The sequence below is a fragment of the Shewanella marisflavi genome (assembly GCF_023283925.1).
GTDB lineage: Bacteria > Pseudomonadota > Gammaproteobacteria > Enterobacterales > Shewanellaceae > Shewanella > Shewanella marisflavi.
Genome location: NZ_JAKIKX010000002.1, coordinates 531167 through 552418 on the forward strand (window position 1 = coordinate 531167; position 21252 = coordinate 552418).

At 53.3% G+C, this 21252-nt stretch carries 20 protein-coding genes; 12 read left to right on the forward strand and 8 right to left on the reverse strand.

Annotation, left to right across the window (positions count from 1 at the left end; all coding sequences use genetic code 11):
- The first annotated feature begins 222 nt into the window (after positions 1-222).
- From L2712_RS07135 to L2712_RS07170, 8 genes are all read left to right on the forward strand, one after another.
- Entirely contained in the window at positions 223-1776 is a 1554-nt protein-coding gene (locus L2712_RS07135) for an anthranilate synthase component 1 (RefSeq protein ID WP_248977338.1), read from the forward strand.
- Positions 1773-2384 (forward strand): aminodeoxychorismate/anthranilate synthase component II, encoded by a 612-nt coding sequence (locus tag L2712_RS07140; RefSeq protein ID WP_248977339.1) that lies wholly within the window; start codon positions 1773-1775, stop codon positions 2382-2384. The genes L2712_RS07135 and L2712_RS07140 overlap by 4 nt, the downstream gene beginning before the upstream one ends.
- Complete coding sequence (trpD, locus tag L2712_RS07145; protein ID WP_248977340.1) at positions 2384-3421, forward strand: anthranilate phosphoribosyltransferase; 1038 nt, start codon at positions 2384-2386, stop codon at positions 3419-3421. Before L2712_RS07140 ends, trpD begins: the two co-directional genes overlap by 1 nt.
- Entirely contained in the window at positions 3422-4891 is a 1470-nt protein-coding gene (trpCF, locus tag L2712_RS07150) for a bifunctional indole-3-glycerol-phosphate synthase TrpC/phosphoribosylanthranilate isomerase TrpF (RefSeq protein WP_428848613.1), read from the forward strand. It begins immediately after the preceding gene.
- A 54-nt stretch (positions 4892-4945) separates the two neighbouring features.
- The gene (gene trpB, locus L2712_RS07155; protein WP_248977405.1) at positions 4946-6163 is read left to right on the forward strand and encodes a tryptophan synthase subunit beta; all 1218 of its coding nucleotides are present in this window, start codon (positions 4946-4948) and stop codon (positions 6161-6163) included.
- Positions 6156-6959: a tryptophan synthase subunit alpha gene (gene trpA, locus L2712_RS07160; protein ID WP_033539206.1), complete on the forward strand. Its 804-nt coding sequence runs from the start codon at positions 6156-6158 to the stop codon at positions 6957-6959. The genes trpB and trpA overlap by 8 nt, the downstream gene beginning before the upstream one ends.
- A 416-nt stretch (positions 6960-7375) precedes the next feature.
- Positions 7376-7981: an HAD family hydrolase gene (locus L2712_RS07165; RefSeq protein ID WP_248977342.1), complete on the forward strand. Its 606-nt coding sequence runs from the start codon at positions 7376-7378 to the stop codon at positions 7979-7981.
- Between the two features lie 80 nt (positions 7982-8061).
- The gene (locus L2712_RS07170) at positions 8062-8577 is read left to right on the forward strand and encodes a CIA30 family protein (RefSeq protein WP_052125590.1); all 516 of its coding nucleotides are present in this window, start codon (positions 8062-8064) and stop codon (positions 8575-8577) included.
- A gap of 12 nt (positions 8578-8589) precedes the next feature.
- On the opposite strand, the gene L2712_RS07175 is transcribed toward L2712_RS07170, so the two are convergent.
- Positions 8590-9771, reverse strand: a complete 1182-nt coding sequence (locus L2712_RS07175) for an HD-GYP domain-containing protein (protein WP_248977343.1) — start codon at positions 9769-9771, stop codon at positions 8590-8592.
- A 397-nt stretch (positions 9772-10168) separates the two neighbouring features.
- On the opposite strand from L2712_RS07175, the gene L2712_RS07180 reads away from it, so the two are divergent.
- From L2712_RS07180 to xthA, 3 genes are read left to right on the forward strand one after another with little or no spacing between them, the layout of a single operon-like run.
- Entirely contained in the window at positions 10169-10714 is a 546-nt protein-coding gene (locus tag L2712_RS07180) for a septation protein A (RefSeq protein ID WP_033539203.1), read from the forward strand.
- The gene (locus tag L2712_RS07185; RefSeq protein ID WP_033539202.1) at positions 10714-11013 is read left to right on the forward strand and encodes a YciI family protein; all 300 of its coding nucleotides are present in this window, start codon (positions 10714-10716) and stop codon (positions 11011-11013) included. Before L2712_RS07180 ends, L2712_RS07185 begins: the two co-directional genes overlap by 1 nt.
- A 23-nt stretch (positions 11014-11036) precedes the next feature.
- Positions 11037-11846 carry an exodeoxyribonuclease III gene (gene xthA, locus L2712_RS07190; protein ID WP_248977344.1) on the forward strand — a complete coding sequence of 270 codons (810 nt, stop codon included), beginning with the start codon at positions 11037-11039 and terminating at the stop codon, positions 11844-11846.
- A gap of 74 nt (positions 11847-11920) precedes the next feature.
- Here the strand turns inward: xthA and L2712_RS07195 are convergent, their stop codons facing one another.
- The 7 genes from L2712_RS07195 to L2712_RS07225 form a co-directional block, all read right to left on the reverse strand.
- Positions 11921-13369, reverse strand: coding sequence for a methyl-accepting chemotaxis protein (locus L2712_RS07195; RefSeq protein ID WP_248977345.1), 1449 nt, complete (start codon positions 13367-13369; stop codon positions 11921-11923).
- A 70-nt stretch (positions 13370-13439) separates the two neighbouring features.
- A complete protein-coding gene (locus L2712_RS07200; RefSeq protein WP_033539199.1) occupies positions 13440-13934 on the reverse strand; it encodes a DUF1097 domain-containing protein in 495 nt (164 codons plus the stop codon).
- A 232-nt stretch (positions 13935-14166) separates the two neighbouring features.
- Entirely contained in the window at positions 14167-16410 is a 2244-nt protein-coding gene (locus L2712_RS07205; protein ID WP_248977346.1) for a xanthine dehydrogenase family protein molybdopterin-binding subunit, read from the reverse strand.
- The gene (locus L2712_RS07210; protein ID WP_248977347.1) at positions 16407-16901 is read right to left on the reverse strand and encodes a (2Fe-2S)-binding protein; all 495 of its coding nucleotides are present in this window, start codon (positions 16899-16901) and stop codon (positions 16407-16409) included. Before L2712_RS07210 ends, L2712_RS07205 begins: the two co-directional genes overlap by 4 nt.
- A 66-nt stretch (positions 16902-16967) precedes the next feature.
- The gene (locus L2712_RS07215; protein ID WP_248977348.1) at positions 16968-17612 is read right to left on the reverse strand and encodes a nucleotidyltransferase family protein; all 645 of its coding nucleotides are present in this window, start codon (positions 17610-17612) and stop codon (positions 16968-16970) included.
- Entirely contained in the window at positions 17609-18640 is a 1032-nt protein-coding gene (locus L2712_RS07220) for an XdhC family protein (protein ID WP_248977349.1), read from the reverse strand. Before L2712_RS07220 ends, L2712_RS07215 begins: the two co-directional genes overlap by 4 nt.
- 146 nt (positions 18641-18786) lie before the next feature.
- Positions 18787-19431, reverse strand: a complete 645-nt coding sequence (locus L2712_RS07225; RefSeq protein WP_033539195.1) for an MBL fold metallo-hydrolase — start codon at positions 19429-19431, stop codon at positions 18787-18789.
- Between the two features lie 159 nt (positions 19432-19590).
- Between L2712_RS07225 and L2712_RS07230 the strand changes: the two genes are divergently transcribed.
- A complete protein-coding gene (locus L2712_RS07230) occupies positions 19591-20880 on the forward strand; it encodes an alpha/beta fold hydrolase (protein WP_248977350.1) in 1290 nt (429 codons plus the stop codon).
- Positions 20881-21252: the final 372 nt, after the last annotated feature.

Genomic DNA, 21252 nt, shown 5'->3' on the forward strand with positions numbered 1-21252 from the left:
GACTAATCAGCTATTCAACATCATTAACTGGTGGTGGCACTTCCCAACATAGCGGGTGGTGTGAATATCTGTGCTCATGTAAAAGAGACAAGATTCAAACAAAAAGCCCGCACTCGATGCGGGCTTTTTGCATTTAATCACCTAATTTTATTAATAGATTTAACAAGCACTAACTCAATAACTAAACGAAGTTAGTCCACTACCGGCAGTAGGAGCACAAATATGGGGCAAGAGATTCTGGCCAGCGTCAACACGATAAAGGAGCGGATCACCTATCATGATGATCCCCTCAACCTCTATCAGCAATTGACGCAAGACGCAGCACATACCATGTTGCTGGAGTCGGCAGAAATAGACAGTAAGGATCACCTAAAAAGTATCATCATGACCCACGCCGCCTTGGCGATTCGTTGTGAAGGATACCAGCTGACCTTCAGCGCATTGAGCGACAATGGTCGAGCTTTGCTTGCCCCCATCGCCAACTTCTTTAACGTCGCCAATAGCCAACTCGAGGGTGATCATCTGACCCTTCGCCTGCAAAAAGATGCCGGGCAGTTAGATGAAGATGCCAGACTTAAGTCAACTTCGCCGCTAGATGGGTTACGCAGCCTCCTTAACCATATTGATACCGGGAAGCAGACCGATTTTGAAACCCTGTTTCTCGGTGGCGTATTAGCCTTCGACCTTATCGATACCATAGAGCCACTGCCCCAAGTCGCCCCCAGTGCCAACAGCTGCCCCGATTATCTCTTTTATCTAGCCGAAACCCTTATCTTGGTTGACCATCAGCAGCGCAGCGCCGATATCATCACCCATGACTTCACTCAGCAAGCCAGCACTCAAGCCATGCTCGCCGAGCGCCTGCGACAACTGAGTCAAAGCTGCCAGACACTTTCGCCCGTGGCCCCCTTAAAGCCCGTGCTCCATGAAGCCGAGGTCAACATCTCAGATGATACCTTCAAGACGATAGTGACAGATCTGAAAGAGCATATCGTCGCCGGAGACATTTTTCAGGTCGTGCCTTCACGCAGTTTCAGCCTTCCCTGCCCCAGCACGCTAGGCGCCTATCGCGCCCTGAGGCAAACCAACCCTAGCCCCTATATGTTCTATTTTCGCGGCGATGACTTTACCTTGTTTGGCGCCTCGCCAGAGAGCGCACTCAAATATGAGGCCAGCACTAATCAGGTAGAGATCTATCCCATCGCCGGCACCCGCAAACGCGGTAAGACGCCCACAGGCGAGATAGATTTCGATCTCGATAGCCGCATCGAACTTGAACTGCGTCTGGATAAGAAAGAGCTGTCAGAGCACCTGATGTTAGTGGATCTGGCCCGCAACGACGTGGCCCGCATCAGTCAAAGTGGTACGCGCAAGGTAGCCGAACTTCTCAAGGTCGACCGATACTCCCACGTGATGCATCTGGTCAGCCGGGTAACGGGGCAGCTTAGAGCCGACCTCGACGCCCTGCACGCCTATCAGGCTTGTATGAATATGGGCACCTTAACGGGTGCTCCCAAAGTCAGCGCGGCGCAGCTTATCCGCACCGCCGAAAAAACACGCCGCGGCAGCTACGGCGGCGCGGTCGGCTATCTCAATGGCCTGGGTGATATGGACACCTGCATCATCATCCGCTCAGCCTTTGTTAAAGAGGGCATAGCCCATATTCAGGCTGGCGCAGGCGTAGTCTATGATTCAGATCCCCAGGCCGAGGCCGATGAAACCCGCCAAAAAGCCCAAGCCGTTATTTCAGCCATTAAGATGGGAGGCGGACTATGAAGCTCTACCTACTGGATAATTTCGACTCTTTTACCTACAACCTGGTAGATCAGTTCCGCAGCTTAGGCTTTGAGGTGGTGATCTACCGCAACGATCTCGATGCCCAATTTATTGCCGACAAACTGCTGCAAGAACAAGGCAAGGCTGCCCTGGTACTATCCCCCGGCCCTGGCGCACCCCATGAAGCCGGTTGCTTGATGCCACTTATCGGCCTCTTGGCGGGTAAGGTGCCCATGCTGGGGATCTGCCTAGGACACCAGGCGATGGTCGAACATTTCGGTGGCAAGGTCGAGCGAGCCAAACAGGTAGTGCATGGCAAAGCCAGTCCAACCAGCCACAATGGGCAAGGACTGTTTCAAGGGCTGCCTTCTCCGCTGCCGGTCGCACGCTACCACAGCCTGGTCGCCACTGAGGTACCCGAATGTCTAGAGGTGATCGCCACCACAGAGGAGATGCCGATGGCCATCTCTCACAAGCAGATAAAAGCCGTGGGCTTTCAATTTCACCCAGAGTCGATTTTGACCACCTTAGGTAGCCAACTGCTCACGCAAACATTGACCTATCTGACCCAAGACACCCAAGACGCTGACGGCCAAGGAGTAGAGTAATGAATGAACGACAGCCCATTTTAGACAGACTGTACCAGGGCCACGCCATCAGCCGCGAAGACACCAAAATCCTATTTGGCGACATAGTGCAGGGTGAGATGGATCCTGTAACTATGGCCGGCATGCTGGTCGCCATGAAGATGCGCGGCGAGACCATAGATGAGATCTCCGGCGCCGCCGATGCCCTGCTGCAGGCCGCCAAACCATTCCCCACACCAAGTGATACCACGCGCGCCCAGGGCGTTGTCGATATCGTTGGCACTGGCGGTGATGGTCACAACACCATCAATATCTCAACCACCTCAGCCTTTGTTGCAGCGGCCGCGGGGGCTAAGGTCGCCAAACACGGCAATCGCAGCGTATCGAGCAAGTCAGGGTCATCGGATCTGCTGGCGCAGTTTGGTATCGATTTGACCATGGCACCTGAGATAGCGCGTGACTGTCTTGACGACCTGGGGCTCTGCTTTTTGTTCGCGCCTCACTACCACGGCGGCGTGCGCCACGCGGTGCCCGTTCGTCAGGCATTAAAAACCCGCACCCTGTTTAACGTCTTAGGCCCACTGATCAATCCGGCACGGCCCGACTACATGCTACTGGGCGTCTATGATGAAAAGCTGGTACGTCCAATTTGCGACGTGCTCAAGGCGCTGGATGTCAAACGCGCCATGGTGGTTCATGGCAGTGGCCTGGATGAGGTCGCCATTCACGGCGACACCTTAGTATGTGAATTACAACAGGGCACCATCCGCGAATATCGCCTGACACCTGAGCAGCTCGGGCTGCATCAAACCAGCATAGAGGCCTTATGCGGCGGCGATCCTCAAGAAAATGCCGAAATTACCCGCGCCATATTGCAAGGCAATGGAAAATTAGCGCACACTGAAGCGGTTGCCGCCAACGCAGGCTGCGCCCTCTATGTGGCCGGCCTGAGCGATACACCGGCGCAAGGCGTCGCTTTAGCACTTGAAATCCTAAAACATGGCAAGGCCTACAGCCTACTTGAACAGCTCGCTAGCGCGAGTCAGGGGAACAACTAAATGGGAGCCAGCGTGAATAGTTCGAACGACACCCCACAGGCCGCCAGCAATGTGCTGACGCGAATCGTCGATACCAAGGCAGAGCACATTGCCGCCCTAAAACTCAGATTTCCTGAAGACTCACTGCAACCTCAGCAGTCAGATCGCAGCCTGTTTGCGGCGCTTAAAGCCCCTAACGCCGGTTTCATCTTCGAGTGTAAGAAAGCCAGCCCATCTAAGGGCCTGATTCGTAAAGACTTCGACGTTGAAGGCATCGCCGATGTTTATAAGCATTATGCTGCGGCTATCTCAGTGCTGACCGATGAGCAATTTTTTCAAGGCGACATGGACTATCTACCTAAGGTTCGCGCCCGGGTCACTCAGCCCATCTTGTGTAAAGACTTTTTCGTCGATCCCTATCAGGTCAAGCTAGCGGCCCATCAGGGGGCTGATGCCATCTTGCTGATGCTCTCTGTGCTGGACGATGAGCAGTATAAAACGCTCGCCACTCTGGCTGCCCAGTACCAGTTGGATGTGCTGACCGAGGTCAGTAATGAAGAGGAGCTTAAACGCGCCATCGCCTTGGATGCAGCCATCATAGGGATTAACAATCGCAACCTGAGAGATCTCACCACAGATCTGGCGACCACAGAGGCGCTCGCGCCACATATCCCGGCAGACCGAGTAGTCGTCAGCGAATCTGGTATCTACAACCAGCAGCAGGTCAGAAGATTGAGTCCTCTGGTGGATGGCTTCTTGGTAGGCAGTTCACTGATGGCCGAAGCCGACCTGGACCTTGCCTGCCGCGCACTCACCCTTGGCCACAATAAAGTCTGCGGTCTGACCCGCGTCGAAGACGTAAACGCCGTCGCCAATGCTGGCGCCCTCTATGGCGGCCTGATCTTCGCCAGCAAGTCACCTCGCTGTGTGACGCCTGAGCAGGCGCAGGAGATGGTCGAACAGCAGCGAAGCAGCGGTAAAGCACTGCATTTTGTTGGTGTGTTCGTCAATGAAGATATCGCCACCATCGCCGCACTTGCAAAACGCCTTGAGCTGTTTGCTGTGCAGCTTCATGGCAGTGAGAGCGAATACGATATCGACCAACTCAGACTTGCCCTAGACGCACAAGGAAGCCAAACCCAAATTTGGAAGGCGGTTGCCGTCAATGTCGATGCCGGTGTTAATGTCGACAGTGATGACTCACAAGCATTAACCATTCCGGTCAACGCCGATCGCCTGCTTTACGACAGCAAAACAAGCGCGACAAACGGCGTACAGTTTGGCGGTACAGGGCAATCCTTTAACTGGCAGCAGCAGTTGCCCAATAAGGCAAGAGCCATGTTAGCCGGCGGTCTGAGTGCAGATAACGCCTTCGACGCTGCCAAACAAGGCTTCTTCGGGCTGGATTTCAACTCAGGCCTCGAGTCGGCGCCAGGTATTAAAGATCATGAGTTGATCGCCCGCACCTTTGCCACCTTACGACAATACTAGATTTTAATTTTGCGGCGCCCACTCAGCGCCGCCAAGCAACGAGAGACACAAATGATGACTAAGTTGGACCCCTATTTTGGTGAATATGGCGGCATGTTTGTCCCCCAGATCCTAATGCCAGCCCTTAAGCAGCTGGAAAGCGCCTTCGTCGACGCTCAAAACGATGAGAGCTTCAAGGCGGAGTTCAGCGATCTGCTGAAAAACTATGCCGGTCGCCCAACCGCCCTAACTCTAACCCGTAATCTCAGCCCTAACCCACTGGTGAAGATCTACCTAAAACGTGAAGATCTGCTCCATGGCGGCGCCCACAAGACCAACCAGGTATTGGGCCAAGCCCTGTTAGCCAAGCGTATGGGTAAAAAAGAGATCATCGCCGAAACTGGCGCGGGTCAGCACGGGGTTGCTACGGCGCTGGCCTGTGCCCTTTTGGGTCTAAAATGTAAGGTTTACATGGGCGCCAAAGATGTTGAGCGTCAATCACCCAATGTGTTTCGTATGCGTCTAATGGGCGCCGAGGTTATCCCTGTCACCTCTGGCTCTGCCACCTTAAAAGATGCCTGCAACGAGGCGATGCGCGACTGGTCCGGTAGCTATGACAAGGCCCATTACCTATTGGGCACCGCGGCCGGACCACATCCCTTCCCCACCATAGTGCGCGAATTTCAGCGCATGATAGGCGAAGAGACTAAGGCGCAGATCCTCGAACGTGAGGGCCGCCTACCCGACGCGGTGATCGCCTGTGTCGGCGGCGGATCAAACGCCATCGGCATGTTCGCCGACTTTATCGATGAACCCTCAGTCAAATTGATCGGTGTCGAGCCAGCGGGCTTAGGCATAGACACCCCGAAGCATGGCGCGCCGCTTAAACACGGTAAGACAGGGATCTTCTTCGGCATGAAGGCGCCTCTAATGCAAGATAGAGAGGGCCAGATTGAAGAGTCTTACTCTATCTCGGCTGGCCTGGATTTCCCATCAGTGGGACCACAGCACGCCCATCTGGCTGCCACCGGGCGCGCCACCTATGAGTCGGCCACAGATGACGAGGCACTCGAGGCCTTCCAGCTGCTGGCTCGCAGTGAAGGGATCATCCCGGCGCTGGAATCGGCTCATGCCCTGGCCTATGCCATTAAGCTAGCCGAGACCGCCACTGAAGAAACCCTGCTAGTGGTTAACCTGTCTGGTCGCGGTGACAAAGATATCTTTACCGTCGCCGATATTTTAGAGCAAAAAGACAATCAAGCAGCCACAGATAAGGAGAGCGGCAATGAGTAACCGTTATCAGGCAGCCTTTGCCGCGCTAAAGCAGAATAATCGTGGCGCCTTTGTGCCTTTCGTGACCATAGGCGATCCCAATAAAGAGCTGTCACTCAAGATCATTAACACCTTAGTCGACAACGGTGCAGACGCCCTCGAGTTGGGCTTTCCCTTCTCAGATCCGCTTGCCGACGGCCCGGTGATCCAAGGCGCCAACTTAAGATCTCTGGCAGCAGGCACCACGCCAAGCGACTGTTTTGACATTATCAAAGCGGTGCGCAGTCAGTACCCAGAGTTACCCATAGGTCTGCTGCTGTACGCCAACCTAGTTTTCGCCAACGGTGTCGATAACTTCTACGCCAAGGCCAAGGCCGCCGGTGTCGATTCTGTGCTTATCGCCGATGTGCCGGTAGAAGAAGCTACGCCCTTTATCAGCGCCGCCAAAGCCCACCACATCGCGCCGATCTTTATCGCACCGCCTAATGGCGATGCTGAGACACTGCGCCAAGTTTCAGAGGCAGGCGAAGGCTACACCTATCTGCTATCCCGTGCAGGCGTGACTGGCACTGAATCAAAGGCGGGCATGCCCCTTGACGATATTCTGGCGCAGCTTAAGACCTTCGATGCGCCTCCGCCACTGCTGGGCTTTGGCATTGCCGAGCCGGCACAAGTTAAGGCGGCCATCGCATCGGGTGCCTTTGGTGCCATCTCAGGCTCTGCCGTGGTGAAAATTATCGAGACCCATCAAGATGATGAGCCTGCGCTGCTCGCCGCCTTAGCCAAGTTCACCCGCGAGATGAAAGCGGCAACCTAAGTCCCCAGCGCCTGAAGCTTAAAGCGAGCGCCAAGGACTAACAACCAAGCGCTCTCCAAGACCACCTAAAAATCCCTGCCTGCTGCAGGGATTTTTTATTCAACCTTTCCTCTTAACTGATCCTTTTATTCTTGAGTCGCGTACCTGTTTATTAACCCGTAGCGCTTACCCAGGGTTTACTTAACTGGGGGTTGCTTAACAGGGCTGAGCTCAGCGTTAAGCAGCGCTAACAGTTAAAACTGATTAATTTGGGCCTGAGAATCAATAACACCCAGCGCCTAAACCCGTTAGGACTATAATTGCTCTAGCAGTGATAATTTTTACTGACGGCGCTTATATTCAGGGCTCTTGGTGCTCTAATAGCATTTCGAGCTAAAGGCTTTTCCCTTAGTCTTCATTTAACAAAAGGACACTTCATGCAAAGGTTTGACAACACATTCAAAGGGGTGATTTTCGATCTCGACGGCACCTTAGTGAGCAGTTCTCTCGACTTTAAGGCCCTCAAGCAGGCGATTGGTTGCCCATCACAGCAAGATATTCTCACCTTTGTAAAACAGCTGCCGAAGACGCTCTCAGAACAAGCGTTAGCCATCATCACCCAAGCCGAACACTTAGATGCGCTCAGCGCCAAGCCGCTCGATGGCGCCTTAGCCCTATTGGACTTTCTGCTACTGCAACAGATCCCCATGGCAATAGTGACCCGCAACAGTCGCCGGGCCGCCGAGTTAAAAATAGAGCGCGGTGCACTGCCGATAGACCAGCTTTACAGCCGAGACGATGGCCCTGCCAAACCCGATCCCAGCTGCTTGCTGATGTTGGCCAAGGCCTGGCAAATCGCCCCCCAGCATATCGCCTATGTAGGCGACCATCACTATGATGTCCAAGCTGCTAAGCGCGCTGGTATGCAATCTGTGTTACTTAGCAAGCAGCGATCCTATGGTGAGCAACATGGTGCCAGCTTTATCTTTAAGGATCTTGTTGAACTCCATAGGGCCTTGCCCTCTATCTCGCTATGCGCTTAATCCCCATGAGCAGCCGCCTATTGCTGACGTCATTACTGCTCATGCCATACCTGCTAATGACTCAAGGAGCCAATGCCAAAATGCAAGGATTAGAACTACTCGCCCACCCTGGTCACTGGGAGATAGTTAACGATGGGGTAATGGGCGGACGCTCCCAGAGTCGGCTCAGTGAGGCCTTGACCAAGCAGCAAGAATATATACTGCGCTTTAGCGGTCAGGTATCTCTTGAAAACAATGGCGGTTTTGCCTCTGTATCCCGTTCGCTGAACCACGAAGAGCAACACACACTGCAGCAAAGCAATCCAAGACGCATCAGTATCGAGGCCTTAGGTGATGGCAAGCGCTATCAGCTAAGACTTAAAGTCCTCAAACAGGGGCAACTGGTAGGCTATAAAGCGGGATTTACCACTCAAGCTGCCACCGATGGGCAGTGGTCATTTGAACCAAGTGATTTTATAGAGACCTTTCGCGGTAACGATTATCCAGAACGTGCCTCTCCTGACTTTACACAGATCATCGCCGTTGGCCTGCTCATTGGTGATGGCCAAGAAGGCGACTTCGAGCTGCAACTAAGAGAGATCGGCATTCAAGAATAAACGCTAAACTCACTAGCCCTGGTGCGAGAGGAACTCGATGATCTCATCCATATTGAGGTCAAAATCATCGGCGCGCACATTTTTTACGATAAGATCGTCACGCATCGCCGCTAGATCGATATTGGCAGACACCTCAAAATGATTCGGATTCAGGCTGTAGAAGGGCTTCACCTTAGGTCGAATAGGATCTTGACGATTATGACTCTCCACAATGGCCAGACGATTCGACTCCAGCTGCACCAAAGAGCCCACGGGATAAACCCCCATACATTTGATGAAATGATCCACCAACTCAGCATCCAGCTCCTTGTTCTCCCCTAAGGCCCTGAGAATACTAAAGGCCTTCACCTGGGGATAACCCGCCTTATAGCAACGATTTGCCGTTAAGGCATCGAAAATATCACAGATGGAAATCATTCGGCCGTATAACGAGATATGCTCAGCGCGCACGCCATAGGGATAGCCCTTACCGTTGAGCTTTTCGTGATGCAGTTTGGCCACCTCCAAACTGAGCGGGGTAATATTTGGCGTGGCTTCAATGATACGAATCGAATGGTTGGCGTGGGTTTTCATCACCTCAAACTCGTCGGCAGTCAGCTTGCCCGGCTTATCGAGAATGGCGGGTGGGATCATGATCTTACCCACATCATGCAAGAAGGCGCCAATGGCCAACTCATGCACAATCGCTTTATCTATCTTGAGATAGCAGGCAAAAATGGTCATCAATACTGACACGGCCACAGAGTGCTCTAATAGATACTGATCTTTGTGGCGTATATTGATCACGCAGGCCAGCGCATCGGGATTTTCAAAGATGGCTGATATCGACTGCTCGGTGACACTCTTTACTGGCTCCAGCGACAGCGGCACACCATTTTTGGCATCATCAAACAGCCTAGCCTGTATCGCCTTTGACTCTTCAAACAGTTGCTTAGCCTGGGTTAATTGCTGCTTAAAACCTAATGAGCGTCGTGGGGGCTTAGGGGCAGTAGATTTAGCCACCTCAGTGGCAGCCAGGCGTCTTTTGCTGGTATCCACCAACAGCTTCTCGACCCCTTTACGCTTAAATCCGTCTATGACCTGCTGCTTAGCGATCCATCCCTGCTCGGCCAGATGGAATTTATTCTTGGGCAGAGAGATCTCAACCACATACATGCCAACAGCCAATTCAGAAACATCCAGTTCCACTATCATTCGTTTTACGCCTCCCCCAGGAGGAAATTTGTTGTTACTGCCCTGCGCCTCGCCAATTGATCACTTTGTCAATGTGTGGCGATAATCGTCTGATGAGCTTTGTATGCCAGAATGTATCACAGCCTTGGGCGAATCAGTGTAAACAAATTTGCTCAAGCTTTGAAGAAGGTCAAAAAATCCACATCTAATCATTAACATAGCAAGGTGCTTTACAACATTTTAGTGGATTCCCCAGCAAGTGAGGCAACATAAGTGACTCGCTAAAATGTGCACCAGCGCAGATTAAACTTAATTCATCACAAATGCGGCGCTTCTGCCGTCTATCATCTTTTGCCCCATTGAAGAGGCGTGTTACACTGCGACTCATATCTCTTCATTGTTTAGTAAAGTAGCCTACATGAAACAACTGCTCGACTTTTTACCCTTGGTGATCTTTTTCGCCGTCTATAAATTTTTCGACATCTATATCGCCAGCGGCGCCCTGATCGCGGCCACAGCCTTGCAGTTAATCGTCACCTATCTGCTTTATAAAAAAATCGAGAAGATGCACCTAATCACCTTTGCCATGGTGAGCTTCTTTGGCACCCTAACCTTAGTCTTTCATGATGATGCCTTTATCAAGTGGAAAGTCACTGTCGTTTATGCCCTGTTTGCCCTGGCGTTGGCCTTGAGCCAATATCTGAATAAGCCGATCCTCAAAGGGATGTTGGGTAAAGAACTGATTGTGGCCGACAAGATCTGGTCTCATGTCACCTGGTACTGGGTCTCTTTCTTTGTCGCCTGTGGCCTGGTTAACATCTATGTTGCTTTTAACCTCTCCCAGGAAACCTGGGTGAATTTCAAGGTCTTTGGCCTCACGGCACTGACCCTGATCAATACCGTAATCACTGTCGTTTACCTCTATAAACATATGCCTGAAGAACATAAAAAGGAACTCAAATAATGTGGTACATGATCTCATCTCAAGATGTTGAAAACAGTTTAGAACAACGCCTGCAAGCCCGCCCAGATCACCTGGCTCGCCTGCAAGCGCTGTCAGATGAAGGCCGCCTGATGATCGCCGGTCCGCACCCAGCAATCGACAGCGACAACCCAGGCGAAGCGGGCTTCACTGGCTCTTTAGTCGTTGCCGAGTTTGATTCACTGGAAGCGGCGCAGGCCTGGGCCGATCAAGACCCTTACATCGCCGCTGGTGTTTATCAAAGCGTTATTGTGAAGCCGTTCAAGCGCGTTCTCCCGTAGTTTTTAATCCAGGAAGCAAGCTTTTGAAAATTGTTTCATTCAATATCAATGGGTTAAGGGCTAGACTGCACCAACTGCAGGCGCTGATCGACAGCCACCACCCAGACATCATTGGCCTACAAGAGACCAAGGTTCACGATGAGGCCTTTCCGTTGGCCGACGTCGAAGCCATGGGCTATCAGGTCCACTATCATGGTGGCAAGGCTCACTATGGTGTCGCCATGCTCTCCAAGTTGCCGCCGGTCAAGGTACAAAAAGGCTTCCCCACAGATGAGGAAGATGCTCAGCGACGCATGATCATGGGCACTTTTACTCAAGCCAATGGTCGCCAACTGACAGTTCTGAATGGCTATTTCCCCCAAGGGGAAAATATCAGCCATGAAACCAAGTATCCGGCTAAGCGTAAGTTCTATCAGGATCTGATGAGCTACCTCAACGACCACCATAGTCCAGATGAAGACATTGCCATCATAGGCGACATCAATATCTCTCCTGTGGATCTGGATATTGGCATTGGGGAAGTCAACGCCAAGCGCTGGTTAAAGACAGGCAAGTGCAGCTTTCAACCTGAAGAGCGCCAATGGCTGCAAACCCTACTGGATTGGGGATTGATCGACACCTTCCGTCAGTTGCATCCGGCACGTGGTGAGCGTTACTCCTGGTTCGACTATCGCAGCAAAGGCTTCGACGACAACCGCGGACTGCGTATCGATGTGATCTTAGCCACCCCGTCGTTGGCTGAGCGTCTTACTGAATCAGATGTGGACTATGATCTGCGCGGTATCGATAAACCGTCGGATCACGCCCCTATCTGGAGCAGTTTCAAAGATTAGTGTTTCGGCACGACTAAGCATTAAAAAAGGCGCCAATGGCGCCTTTTTTCTGTTCGATAGCATTTAACCAGCTGCTACTGCAAACGATATTGAGACAAGATCCCATCCAGCTCTGCCGAAGACTGCTGCAGTTCGCTGGCCAAAGTGACCGAACGCTCGGCGGTATCTTTAATGGTTTGCGACTGATCACGGATCTCATTGAGCTGCGAGGCGATATCCCGCGCCGATACGCTCTGCTCCTCGGCAGATGCGGCGATCTGCGAACTCATATCAAACACATGATCAATGGAATCCGCCATAGTATCCACATCACCGCCCACAGACTCAATCGCAGTGCGGCCAAGCTCGGCCTGCTTCACAATCTCATGGGTGATATCCGCCAGCTGCCCCGATCCCGACTGCAATCCCTCAATCATAGATTGGATCTCAACCGTTGCCTGCTGCGTTCTGCCTGCCAGGGTGCGCACTTCATCGGCGACCACGGCAAAACCTCTACCCTGCTCACCGGCCCGAGCCGCCTCGATAGCCGCGTTTAGCGCCAGCAGATTGGTCTGCTCTGAGATGCCGTTAATCGTAGTGACTACAGCGCCAATCTCGGTGGCATTGCCCGACAGCTGGTCCACCGCACTCGATGCCGCATCTATCTGGCCGGTTAACTGGCTAATACGGCGCACCGCCTCGGCGATCCGCTGCTTACTGTCTGCTGCGGCCGCAGCATTTTGCTTGGTATGATCTGAGGTATTGGCAGCGTTATGAGAGACCTCTTCGATAGCCGATGTCATCTGATCCATGGCCACAGCCACAGTATCGAGAAATTGGTGCTGGAATTGCGCCAGTTCATCATTCTGCTTGGCCTGCTGATTAAACTCTTGTGAAGCCCTGGCCAGAGTCTGGGCATTATTGCCGATCGCCTTGACCATCTCGGACATGTTATCGGCGCTGCGATCGATCTCCCGGGCAATGAGGCTGAAGTCATCTTTGCCAAAGAAATTGAGCCTGAAGGAGAGATCGCCATCGGCCAAACGCTTAATAGCAATATACATATCCCAAAGTCCGCCCCCCAAAGAGGTGGAGATCCAGTAACTGAGCTGATACAAAGGATAGAGAGCGATAAGGGCAATCCACAGCATCCACCAGGCATCACTCTTACCCTGAGCTTCCCAGGCTGACACCTCTTGGCTGAGCTGCAGATATTGGCCGTTGATCGGCGCACTGGCGGTCACCTTGTCACCCCGACGCGATTGCTCAGGTCGACTAGATAGTGTCAGACCATTGTTGGCGGCAAATGTCGCCAACTCAGCACCGCTTAACCCCTGACCGCTAGCCACCTTGGCGTACGCGTCGACACTGGCCTGCACCCTGGCGGCCGAGGCGTCCTGTAGATGCGTCACTGCCGCGTTGAGGTTTAGGATGGCGATGGTCAAGGTGATGGCTGTCACCATGGTACAGACCACCCAAAATTTACCATTGAGGCTGAGTTTGATCAGCAAGGCATCTATCTTTCTAAACTGGATAGCTTTCATGGAAACCCACTTCTTATCAGGCTAAATTGACAACGACTTTCGATCTACCAGATCAAGTTAAGCACATTTTCTAATCTTGAGCCTTGATTAGACGTAACTTAATGGCTGGCAAGGTTCTACCGGTAAAGGCAACCAGCTGCCCGGTCAATAAGGTCATGGCATAGCCAAGCAGTGCACCAAGAAGGAGTGGTGGTATGATGCTGGCGATATCGCCGCCTAAGGCAAAAGTGATACAGCAACCGATAAAGGCGCCAGGAATAAAGGCGAGTCGCTGGTAACTGGCTTGTAAACACATGAGGCTGGTGACTATGCCGGTAAGCAGGTATCCCACCAGCGGCGTCTCAAAATGACTCCCGCCAGCAATGACCACCCAAGCCCAGAAGACACCGGACAGGTTGGTAAACCAGCTCATGAGTACCCCTTGAAACCCCGCCTTTGGCTGAGCAAAAAAGGTACTGCACGCAAGAAAGCCAACCCAAGTGACTAAGTGAAATGCATCGGCAACCCCTGCCCAGATGGCAGCAAGCAGCCCTGCAGATAATGCAACCTGCATACGATTTTCCATGTATGACCCCTCATTACATTGGAATATTATTTTTGGTTAAATTACTTCAATTTGAGTTACAAAAATAGGATCCAGGCCAAATAAACAGGAATTAGTCTAAATAGATTAAAAAATAACCGATCCGTGTAGTAAAAGAACGTAACTTGTGAAGTGAGAAACCACCGGGAGCATGGAACCAAACAAGATAAAGGGAAGCAGGGCCAGTCAGACAACGCTGACCGACCCGTAACAACTAGACGCTGAAATGATCACTTAACGGCAGATCACGCACGCGCACACCGCTGGCGGCAAAGATGGCATTCACTATGCTGGGTGCAACAGGCGGTACACCCGGCTCGCCAACCCCGCCAGGAGGCGCATCGGAAGGCACTAAAATCGTTTCGATTTCAGGGCATTGTGACAAGCGCAGCAGAGGATAATCATGAAAATTAGACTGCTCTACCCGCCCATCCTTAAAGCTTATCCTGCCCATCAAGGCGATACTTAAGCCAAACATCACCGCCCCTTCAAGCTGAGACGCCACCCTATCTGGGTTAACTAAAGTACCCGCATCGATGGCGATTATCGTCTTAAGCACCTTAAGTTGCTTATCCTTGCTGACTTCAACCAAACTGGCTGTTGCCACAAAGGCGGTAAAGCTGCGATGCACCGCAAAGCCCCAGCCTTGGTTTGCCTTCGCCTTAGGCTGAGTCGCCAACTTCTGCTCTACCGCGGCGATCACCCCCTTATAGCGGGCGGTATCCACCGGATGACGGGCCAAGGTTTCACCATAATTACCGTAGTTAAAGCCTTGATCGGCAAAGGTCTCTTGTCTATCGGGTCCCAATAGTTCGCGCCACATACTGATGGTATCCAGCCCGCGCTTATGGGCCAGCTCATCAACAAAGACACCGATACCGAAGCCGTGCTGTATGTTGCAAACCGAGCGCATCCAACCGATACGGGTATGAGCGGCCGCTTTTACCGTCTCACAGCGCAGGCTGTCGATGGCCAAAGGCACATCCACAAAGCCGAGATCCAACTCAGAGGCACTTGGCTCATCGACCCCTTCGGCAAAGGTAGAGCTAATACTTGGGAAGCCGGTACGTTGCAGCATGGCCTCTACCCCATTATCCCCCACTCTAGCCTTAAAGTACTGGGCACTGATGGCGTGCAGGTAACCGTTTTGCAACTCATCTTCGCGGCTCCAACACACCTTAACCGGCCGCTTAACCTCACGGGATAACAGCGCCGCCTCGACGCAGTAATCTGGCTTGGACTTACGGCCAAAACCACCACCGAGCAGAGTCACATGCACAATTACCTTTTCGGCCTCTAGCCCTAACGCACCAGCGACTGTCCCCTGGGCGCTTTGTGGCGTCTGAGTCGACGCCCAGATCTCAACACGACTCTCGGTGACATTCGCCGTTGCCGTCGGCGGCTCCATCATGGCGTGAGCCAGATAAGGTACGCTATAAACAGCTTCTATGGTCTTGTCTGCTGGCCAGCTCTGTTGCTGCTCGCCCATTTGCCGCACTGGCTTACCGCTCTCTTGCACCGCCTGCTTCAAAGCTGTCAGATAGGCGCTCGAATCATGACTATCGTTGGCCGAACTGGTCCACTCGATTGCCAGCGCAGCGCGCCCCTGGGCAGCACTCCACGAATTTGTTGCCAATACGGCAACGCCGCCTAACGGCTGAAAACTGGGGGCGCCCTGAGGTGTGGGCAGTTTGATCACATCCACCACGCCGGCAACGGCTCTGGCCGCCTTATCATCAAGCTTGGCTACTTGGCTACCTAACACCGGTGGGCGCACTATGCTGGCATAGAGCATATTGTCCAGACGCACATCGAAGCCGTACTGGGCGGTGCCATCGAGTATCGCCTCCATATCCACTATGGTGTGGCCTTTACCGATATGAGTATAGGCATCGGCTGACTTGAGCTTAAGTTCAGACACCTCGGGAAGCGGCAATTTCGAGGCCGCCAATGCGAGATCGCCAAAACGTAAGCTGCGACCAGAGGCGCGATGCCGCACCTGATTATTGACCGTCTCTAACTCACTCACTGGCACCTTTAGCTGCTCGGCGGCGGCCTGCTCTAACATGGTACGCGCCATGGCGCCCATCTCTCGCATCTTGTCAAAGCCTTTACGTATACTGCGCGAACCATCGGTGTTTTGGCTGCCGTAACGCTTGTCGGCCAAGCCCTGCACCACGACCACCTTGTCCCAGTCGGCGCCTAGCTCGTCGGCCAACACCTGAGGAATACCGGTGCGGATCCCCTGTCCCATTTCGGAGCGATGACAGGTGAGATAGACCTTGTCATCCTCACCGATAGCGATAAATAGATTAAGGCGTGCCTCACCGCCTTGAGCCAGCGCCATGGGGCTCCAACTGATCCCGCTGGCTCCTAAGGCCAATCCACCACCGGCGGCGCCAAACAGCTTTAATACGTCCCGGCGACTAAAATTTTGTACAGCGCTGAACTGGCTCATGCTTCCACCTCCCTCGTCTGGCCGTCAACCAGGGCTGATGGCCCGGCGGCGGCTTCCTTGATTGCGGCCTTGATGCGGGTATAGGTGCCGCAGCGACAGAGATTACCCACCATGGCTTCTTCTATCTGAGCATCATTGGGCTCTGGATATTGGGCAAGCAAGGCGGCGGCTGACATCAACTGCCCCGCCTGACAATAACCACACTGAGGCACATTATGCTTGCGCCACGCCGTTTGCAGCTTGTCGGCAGCCAAGCCCTCTATGGTGGTCACCTGTTTGCCTTGTACCTGCTTCAAGCTAGTCAGACAGGCCCTGGCAGGCTCACCATCGACATGTATGGTACAGGCGCCGCACAGGCCAGCCCCGCAGCCGTACTTAGTGCCCGTGAGGCCCAATATATCTCTGATCGCCCAGAGTACTGGCATATTGGGATCCGCATCTAAGGTGTAATCTTTGCCGTTAATCTTCAGTCCGAGTTGAGGATTGGACATCACTTTCTCCTTGTTGACCCCGCAAATAGATAGGGTGACGATTAAACTTAGTTAGGCCAGATAGGCTTAACAACGCGCTCGGTAGGCCTCAAGCTGTGACCGGGTATCGATATCGACCGCCGCCTCAGGCATCGCCAGGGCGATAAGCTGCCCCTCTCGATATAGCCTGGTTAACAACGCTTTGGCGCCGCGATCCCCCGATAAGGCCATGAGCGACTCAAAGTCATCATGGCAAAAGAGGGCTGGTGCCCCCAAAGTTAACTCATAATAGGCACAGACCCGGGTATTTTCCCGGCGACGCGCCGAAAACAGCGCCAGATAGTCCTGGGATGCTAAAGCCGGCTGATCGCCCAGCGCAATAAGCAGGCTCTCAGCCCCCTGCGCCTTGGCATATTGGGCGGCGGTGGCAATCGAGTGCGCCAGCCCTAACTGCCAGTCTGGGTTATGCACCTTTAGCGCCGAGGTCGGCAGGCAGGCTTCTATTCTCTGTTGATGGCCACCGGTGATCACGACCAGGCTAGCAACAAGCGTCTCAGCCACCAGCTCAAGGGTGCGATACTGCGCCAGAATGAGCGGCTCATCGAGCGCTTGTTGATCTTCACGGCCAGCCCCTGATTGAGAAAGCGGTTCAGCCAGTTTAGCCCCGCCAAATCGACGGCTCTCACCGGCAGCCAGCAGCGCGATCATCACCTTAGGCTTAAGCCCTGTCATGCCATCACCTCTTTAAGCGCCACCCGTTTGCCCTGATGAAACACACCATGACATTCGGACAAGATACTTAAGGCGATAGAGGCTGGCAGCTCACCGCCTAACGCGAGCCCGGCGGGCGCAGAAAAGAAGGCTTTAAAGGCATCTTGCTTAAGGTTGGCGAGTGCAAGCACCCTGTCTCGCCGATGACCAGGCCCAAGCAGCGCCAGATATTGTAGCTGGGTTGCGCGCTCAGCGATCTGCCCTAAGGCCTCGGCATCGAGCTGTAAGTTGTGTTGCATCACGATGGCGCCGTCAATTCGCGCCCAAAATGCCTCATCGAGCGCATCGACCGGCAGCTTAATCACTTTGGCTCCGGGAAAATCATACTCTCTGGCGTAACTGGTGCGCCTATCGATCACATCGACCTGCCAGCCAAGCTGCTGCGCTATCATGCTCACGGGCTGGGCATCCAAGCCGCCGCCAAAAATAGCGATACGGTAACGGGCGCGCAGGGGAATGATTAAGGATTTTTGCTCTCCTGCCAGTATCCCGGCGCGGGGAAAGTCTCTGAGACACCAGTTGGCCCTGGCATCATCCAGGGCCTGCTGATCGCCCCACACCATGGCGCGAGGCAACGGCGTCACCGGGTCGGTCAGCTGCAACTCATAATGACACTGTCCCTGATTGACTAAGGTCTCTTTTAAGCGCTTAAAGTGTAAATAATGATTATCTGCGCAGAGGGGCACCAGCATTAAGTGCACTATGCCACCGCAGCCCAGCTGATAACTGGCGTCTGTCTCGTCAGACGCATCGTAGCAGACGTTAACCGCCTGCCCTGTCTGGAGGACCTGCTGGGCCCGTCGCCGCAAGTCCGCCTCTAGGCAGCCACCGCTCACCAGGCCCACACTCTTGCCCATACCATGGATCAGCATCATGGCGCCCACCTTACGATAGGCCGACCCCTCTACACGGGTCACCACCGCCAATACCCAATCATCTTGGGGTGCCGACGCCCAGGCGCTAACAAGATCTTCGATGTGATGTGACATATCCCTGTGTCTCTGTTTGCCGCAAAAGATATTCGTGATCTTTTAACCTAGCAGAGACGGGAATAAGAAAACAGGTTCAATACGTTGCAAAAGATTTCATTGCATCATGAAGAGCAAAACGGCGACCTAAGGTCGCCGTTATCAGATCAACTCAGCAGCTGGTCGGCAACAAAGGGGTTTTGCTGCCGCTCGGCGCCGAAGGTAGAGATGGGGCCGTGACCGGGAATAAAGCTCACATCGCGGCCTAACGGCCAGAGCACCTGAGTGATCGACTGGATCAATGCCTGATGACTGGACTGCGGAAAGTCGGTACGACCAATTGAGCCTTTAAAGAGCACGTCACCCACCCAGGCCAAGCGATCTGACTCGCTGTAGAATACTATGTGACCCGGCGTATGCCCGGGGCAGTGCAACACTTCAAGGCTCTGCTCGCCCACGCTGACTTTATCGCCTGCCGCCAAATATTGCGCTGGCTCAAAGGACGCAACAGGCAGAAAACCAAAATGCTTACTCTGCTGCGGCAATGTCTCCAACCAGAAGGCATCGTCCTTATGGGGGCCGACAATAGGTACGCCCGTTGCCTCGGCCAAGGCCTTGGCGCCGCCCACATGATCGATATGCCCATGGGTCAGTAAAATCTTCTCGAGGGTTAAGCCATTATGGGCCAGTTGCTGCTCTATGCGCTCTATATCACCACCCGGGTCGACCACTGCCGCCCGCTTGCTCTTTTCACACCAGATAATGCTGCAATTTTGTTGAAACGGTGTCACGGGCACAATTTGATACTTCATCTTATTCTTCCACTTTCATCCACCTCGGCATAGGTTACGATATCAAGGTAGGATTCTCTAATGACACTGACAAAAAGATTGATCTAGGATAACCTATCGGCGTCATTTAGTACCCTACAAGTCTGCGCTTACAGGCAACATTTCATAATAAGGTTCACCATGTCCGACTCACAACGCCTTGCTGGCATCCATTGTATCAAGCATTATTTTAGCCTGCCCTTAGATCACAGCGCCAGCGACGGTGAAAAGCTAACCATCTTCGCCCGCGAACTGGTGGCACCTGAGCACAGAGAGCGCAAACTCCCCTATCTGGTTTATTTCCAAGGCGGGCCAGGTTTTGGCGCCATCAGACCCGCAGCAAACGGCGGCTGGATAAAGCGTGCCCTACAGGAATACCGAGTGTTATTACTGGATCAGCGCGGCACAGGCCTCTCAAGCCCCATCAACTATGCATCATTAGCCCATCTGGACTCACAGGCCCAGGCCGATTATCTGAGCCATTTTCGCGCCGACAGCATTATCAAGGATGCCGAGCTTATCCGCACGCAGCTGATAGGCGATGAAAAATGGAGCATACTCGGCCAGAGCTTCGGCGGCTTCTGCGTATTGAAATACTTAAACGATGCGCCTCAAGGTCTGATTGAAGCCTATATCACAGGCGGCATCCCCTCGCTCACCCGCAGCGCCGATGAGGTCTATCAGGCCACCTACAAGCGGGTACTGGCCAAAAACCAGGACTTCTTCGCCCGCTTCCCGGACGCCCAAGACTTAGTTAAACGCCTGGCGGCCTACCTGCAAGAAAATGAAGTACGCATAGCCACCGGCGAGCGACTCACGGTGGAGATGCTGCAACTACTGGGGATCAACATCGGCATGGAGCAAGGCGGCGAGCCAGTATATTACCTGCTGGAACAGGCCCTGATAGAGACGGCCCAGGGCACTCAAGTCAACCCACTGTTTTTGGCTCACTTCTGCCAGCTGCTGGATTACAACACCAACCCCATCTTCGCCCTACTGCACGAAAGTATCTATTGTCAGCAAGGCGCCTCAAGCTGGGCGGCCCATAGGGTCAGACAAACCTATGATGAGTTTAACTACCAGGCGGACAAGCCCTTCCTGTTTACCGGCGAGATGGTCTATCCCTGGTTCTTCGACCAGTTCACCAACCTCAAGCCGCTGAAACACGCGGCGCACCTGCTGGCAGACAAGGCCGATTGGCCCATGCTCTACGATCCCGCCAAGCTGGCCGCCAACCAGGTGCCCGTGGCCGCAGCCATCTACAGCGAAGATATGTTCGTGGAGATGAATTACAGCCTGGAGACAGCGGCTCAGGTAGGTAACTTGAAGTACTGGCTTACCTCTGAATATGAGCACAATGGCATCCGTATGGATGGGGAGCATATTTTGGATAGGTTGATTGGGATTAATCGTGGGGAACAATTGAGGTAAATCTGCTCGGGGGCGTATCGCTCGCCCCTTTTCCCCTGCTCTTCTCGGCCGGCCGCTCGCTCGCTCGCTCATAGTAACGGTTCACTTTAATCGTTGAATGAAATTGTCATTAATTAAGGTGATTTGAAGGTCGAACCTTCATGGCTACCTAACGCCTGCCCGGCGAGGGATGTGCAAGCACACTTTTGGCACGCCGCAAGCACATCCGTGTGAGCTTCACGGCGGCGTCCATGCCGCCAAGAGCCAAAAGCGTGCATACACCAGTAGCCAAACGTCTCTTCGATTTAGCTTCATTTGCTGTGAGTAGCATTGGGGGTAGAAAGGAGATCAAAAGATAACTCTGTTTTGCCCCAAAAAGTTTTAGGCTCATTC

Bases quoted from the DNA above. Each gene is read 5' to 3' on its own strand.
- L2712_RS07135 (WP_248977338.1), top strand. From the start codon at position 223: ATGGGGCAAGAGATTCTGGCCAGCGTCAACACGATAAAGGAGCGGATC.
- L2712_RS07140 (WP_248977339.1), top strand. From the start codon at position 1,773: ATGAAGCTCTACCTACTGGATAATTTCGACTCTTTTACCTACAACCTG.
- trpD (WP_248977340.1), top strand. From the start codon at position 2,384: ATGAATGAACGACAGCCCATTTTAGACAGACTGTACCAGGGCCACGCC.
- trpCF (WP_428848613.1), top strand. From the start codon at position 3,422: ATGGGAGCCAGCGTGAATAGTTCGAACGACACCCCACAGGCCGCCAGC.
- trpB (WP_248977405.1), top strand. From the start codon at position 4,946: ATGACTAAGTTGGACCCCTATTTTGGTGAATATGGCGGCATGTTTGTC.
- trpA (WP_033539206.1), top strand. From the start codon at position 6,156: ATGAGTAACCGTTATCAGGCAGCCTTTGCCGCGCTAAAGCAGAATAAT.
- L2712_RS07165 (WP_248977342.1), top strand. From the start codon at position 7,376: ATGCAAAGGTTTGACAACACATTCAAAGGGGTGATTTTCGATCTCGAC.
- L2712_RS07170 (WP_052125590.1), top strand. From the start codon at position 8,062: ATGCAAGGATTAGAACTACTCGCCCACCCTGGTCACTGGGAGATAGTT.
- L2712_RS07175 (WP_248977343.1), bottom strand. From the start codon at position 9,771: ATGATAGTGGAACTGGATGTTTCTGAATTGGCTGTTGGCATGTATGTG.
- L2712_RS07180 (WP_033539203.1), top strand. From the start codon at position 10,169: ATGAAACAACTGCTCGACTTTTTACCCTTGGTGATCTTTTTCGCCGTC.
- L2712_RS07185 (WP_033539202.1), top strand. From the start codon at position 10,714: ATGTGGTACATGATCTCATCTCAAGATGTTGAAAACAGTTTAGAACAA.
- L2712_RS07195 (WP_248977345.1), bottom strand. From the start codon at position 13,369: ATGAAAGCTATCCAGTTTAGAAAGATAGATGCCTTGCTGATCAAACTC.
- L2712_RS07200 (WP_033539199.1), bottom strand. From the start codon at position 13,934: ATGGAAAATCGTATGCAGGTTGCATTATCTGCAGGGCTGCTTGCTGCC.
- L2712_RS07205 (WP_248977346.1), bottom strand. From the start codon at position 16,410: ATGAGCCAGTTCAGCGCTGTACAAAATTTTAGTCGCCGGGACGTATTA.
- L2712_RS07210 (WP_248977347.1), bottom strand. From the start codon at position 16,901: ATGTCCAATCCTCAACTCGGACTGAAGATTAACGGCAAAGATTACACC.
- L2712_RS07215 (WP_248977348.1), bottom strand. From the start codon at position 17,612: ATGACAGGGCTTAAGCCTAAGGTGATGATCGCGCTGCTGGCTGCCGGT.
- L2712_RS07220 (WP_248977349.1), bottom strand. From the start codon at position 18,640: ATGTCACATCACATCGAAGATCTTGTTAGCGCCTGGGCGTCGGCACCC.
- L2712_RS07225 (WP_033539195.1), bottom strand. From the start codon at position 19,431: ATGAAGTATCAAATTGTGCCCGTGACACCGTTTCAACAAAATTGCAGC.
- L2712_RS07230 (WP_248977350.1), top strand. From the start codon at position 19,591: ATGTCCGACTCACAACGCCTTGCTGGCATCCATTGTATCAAGCATTAT.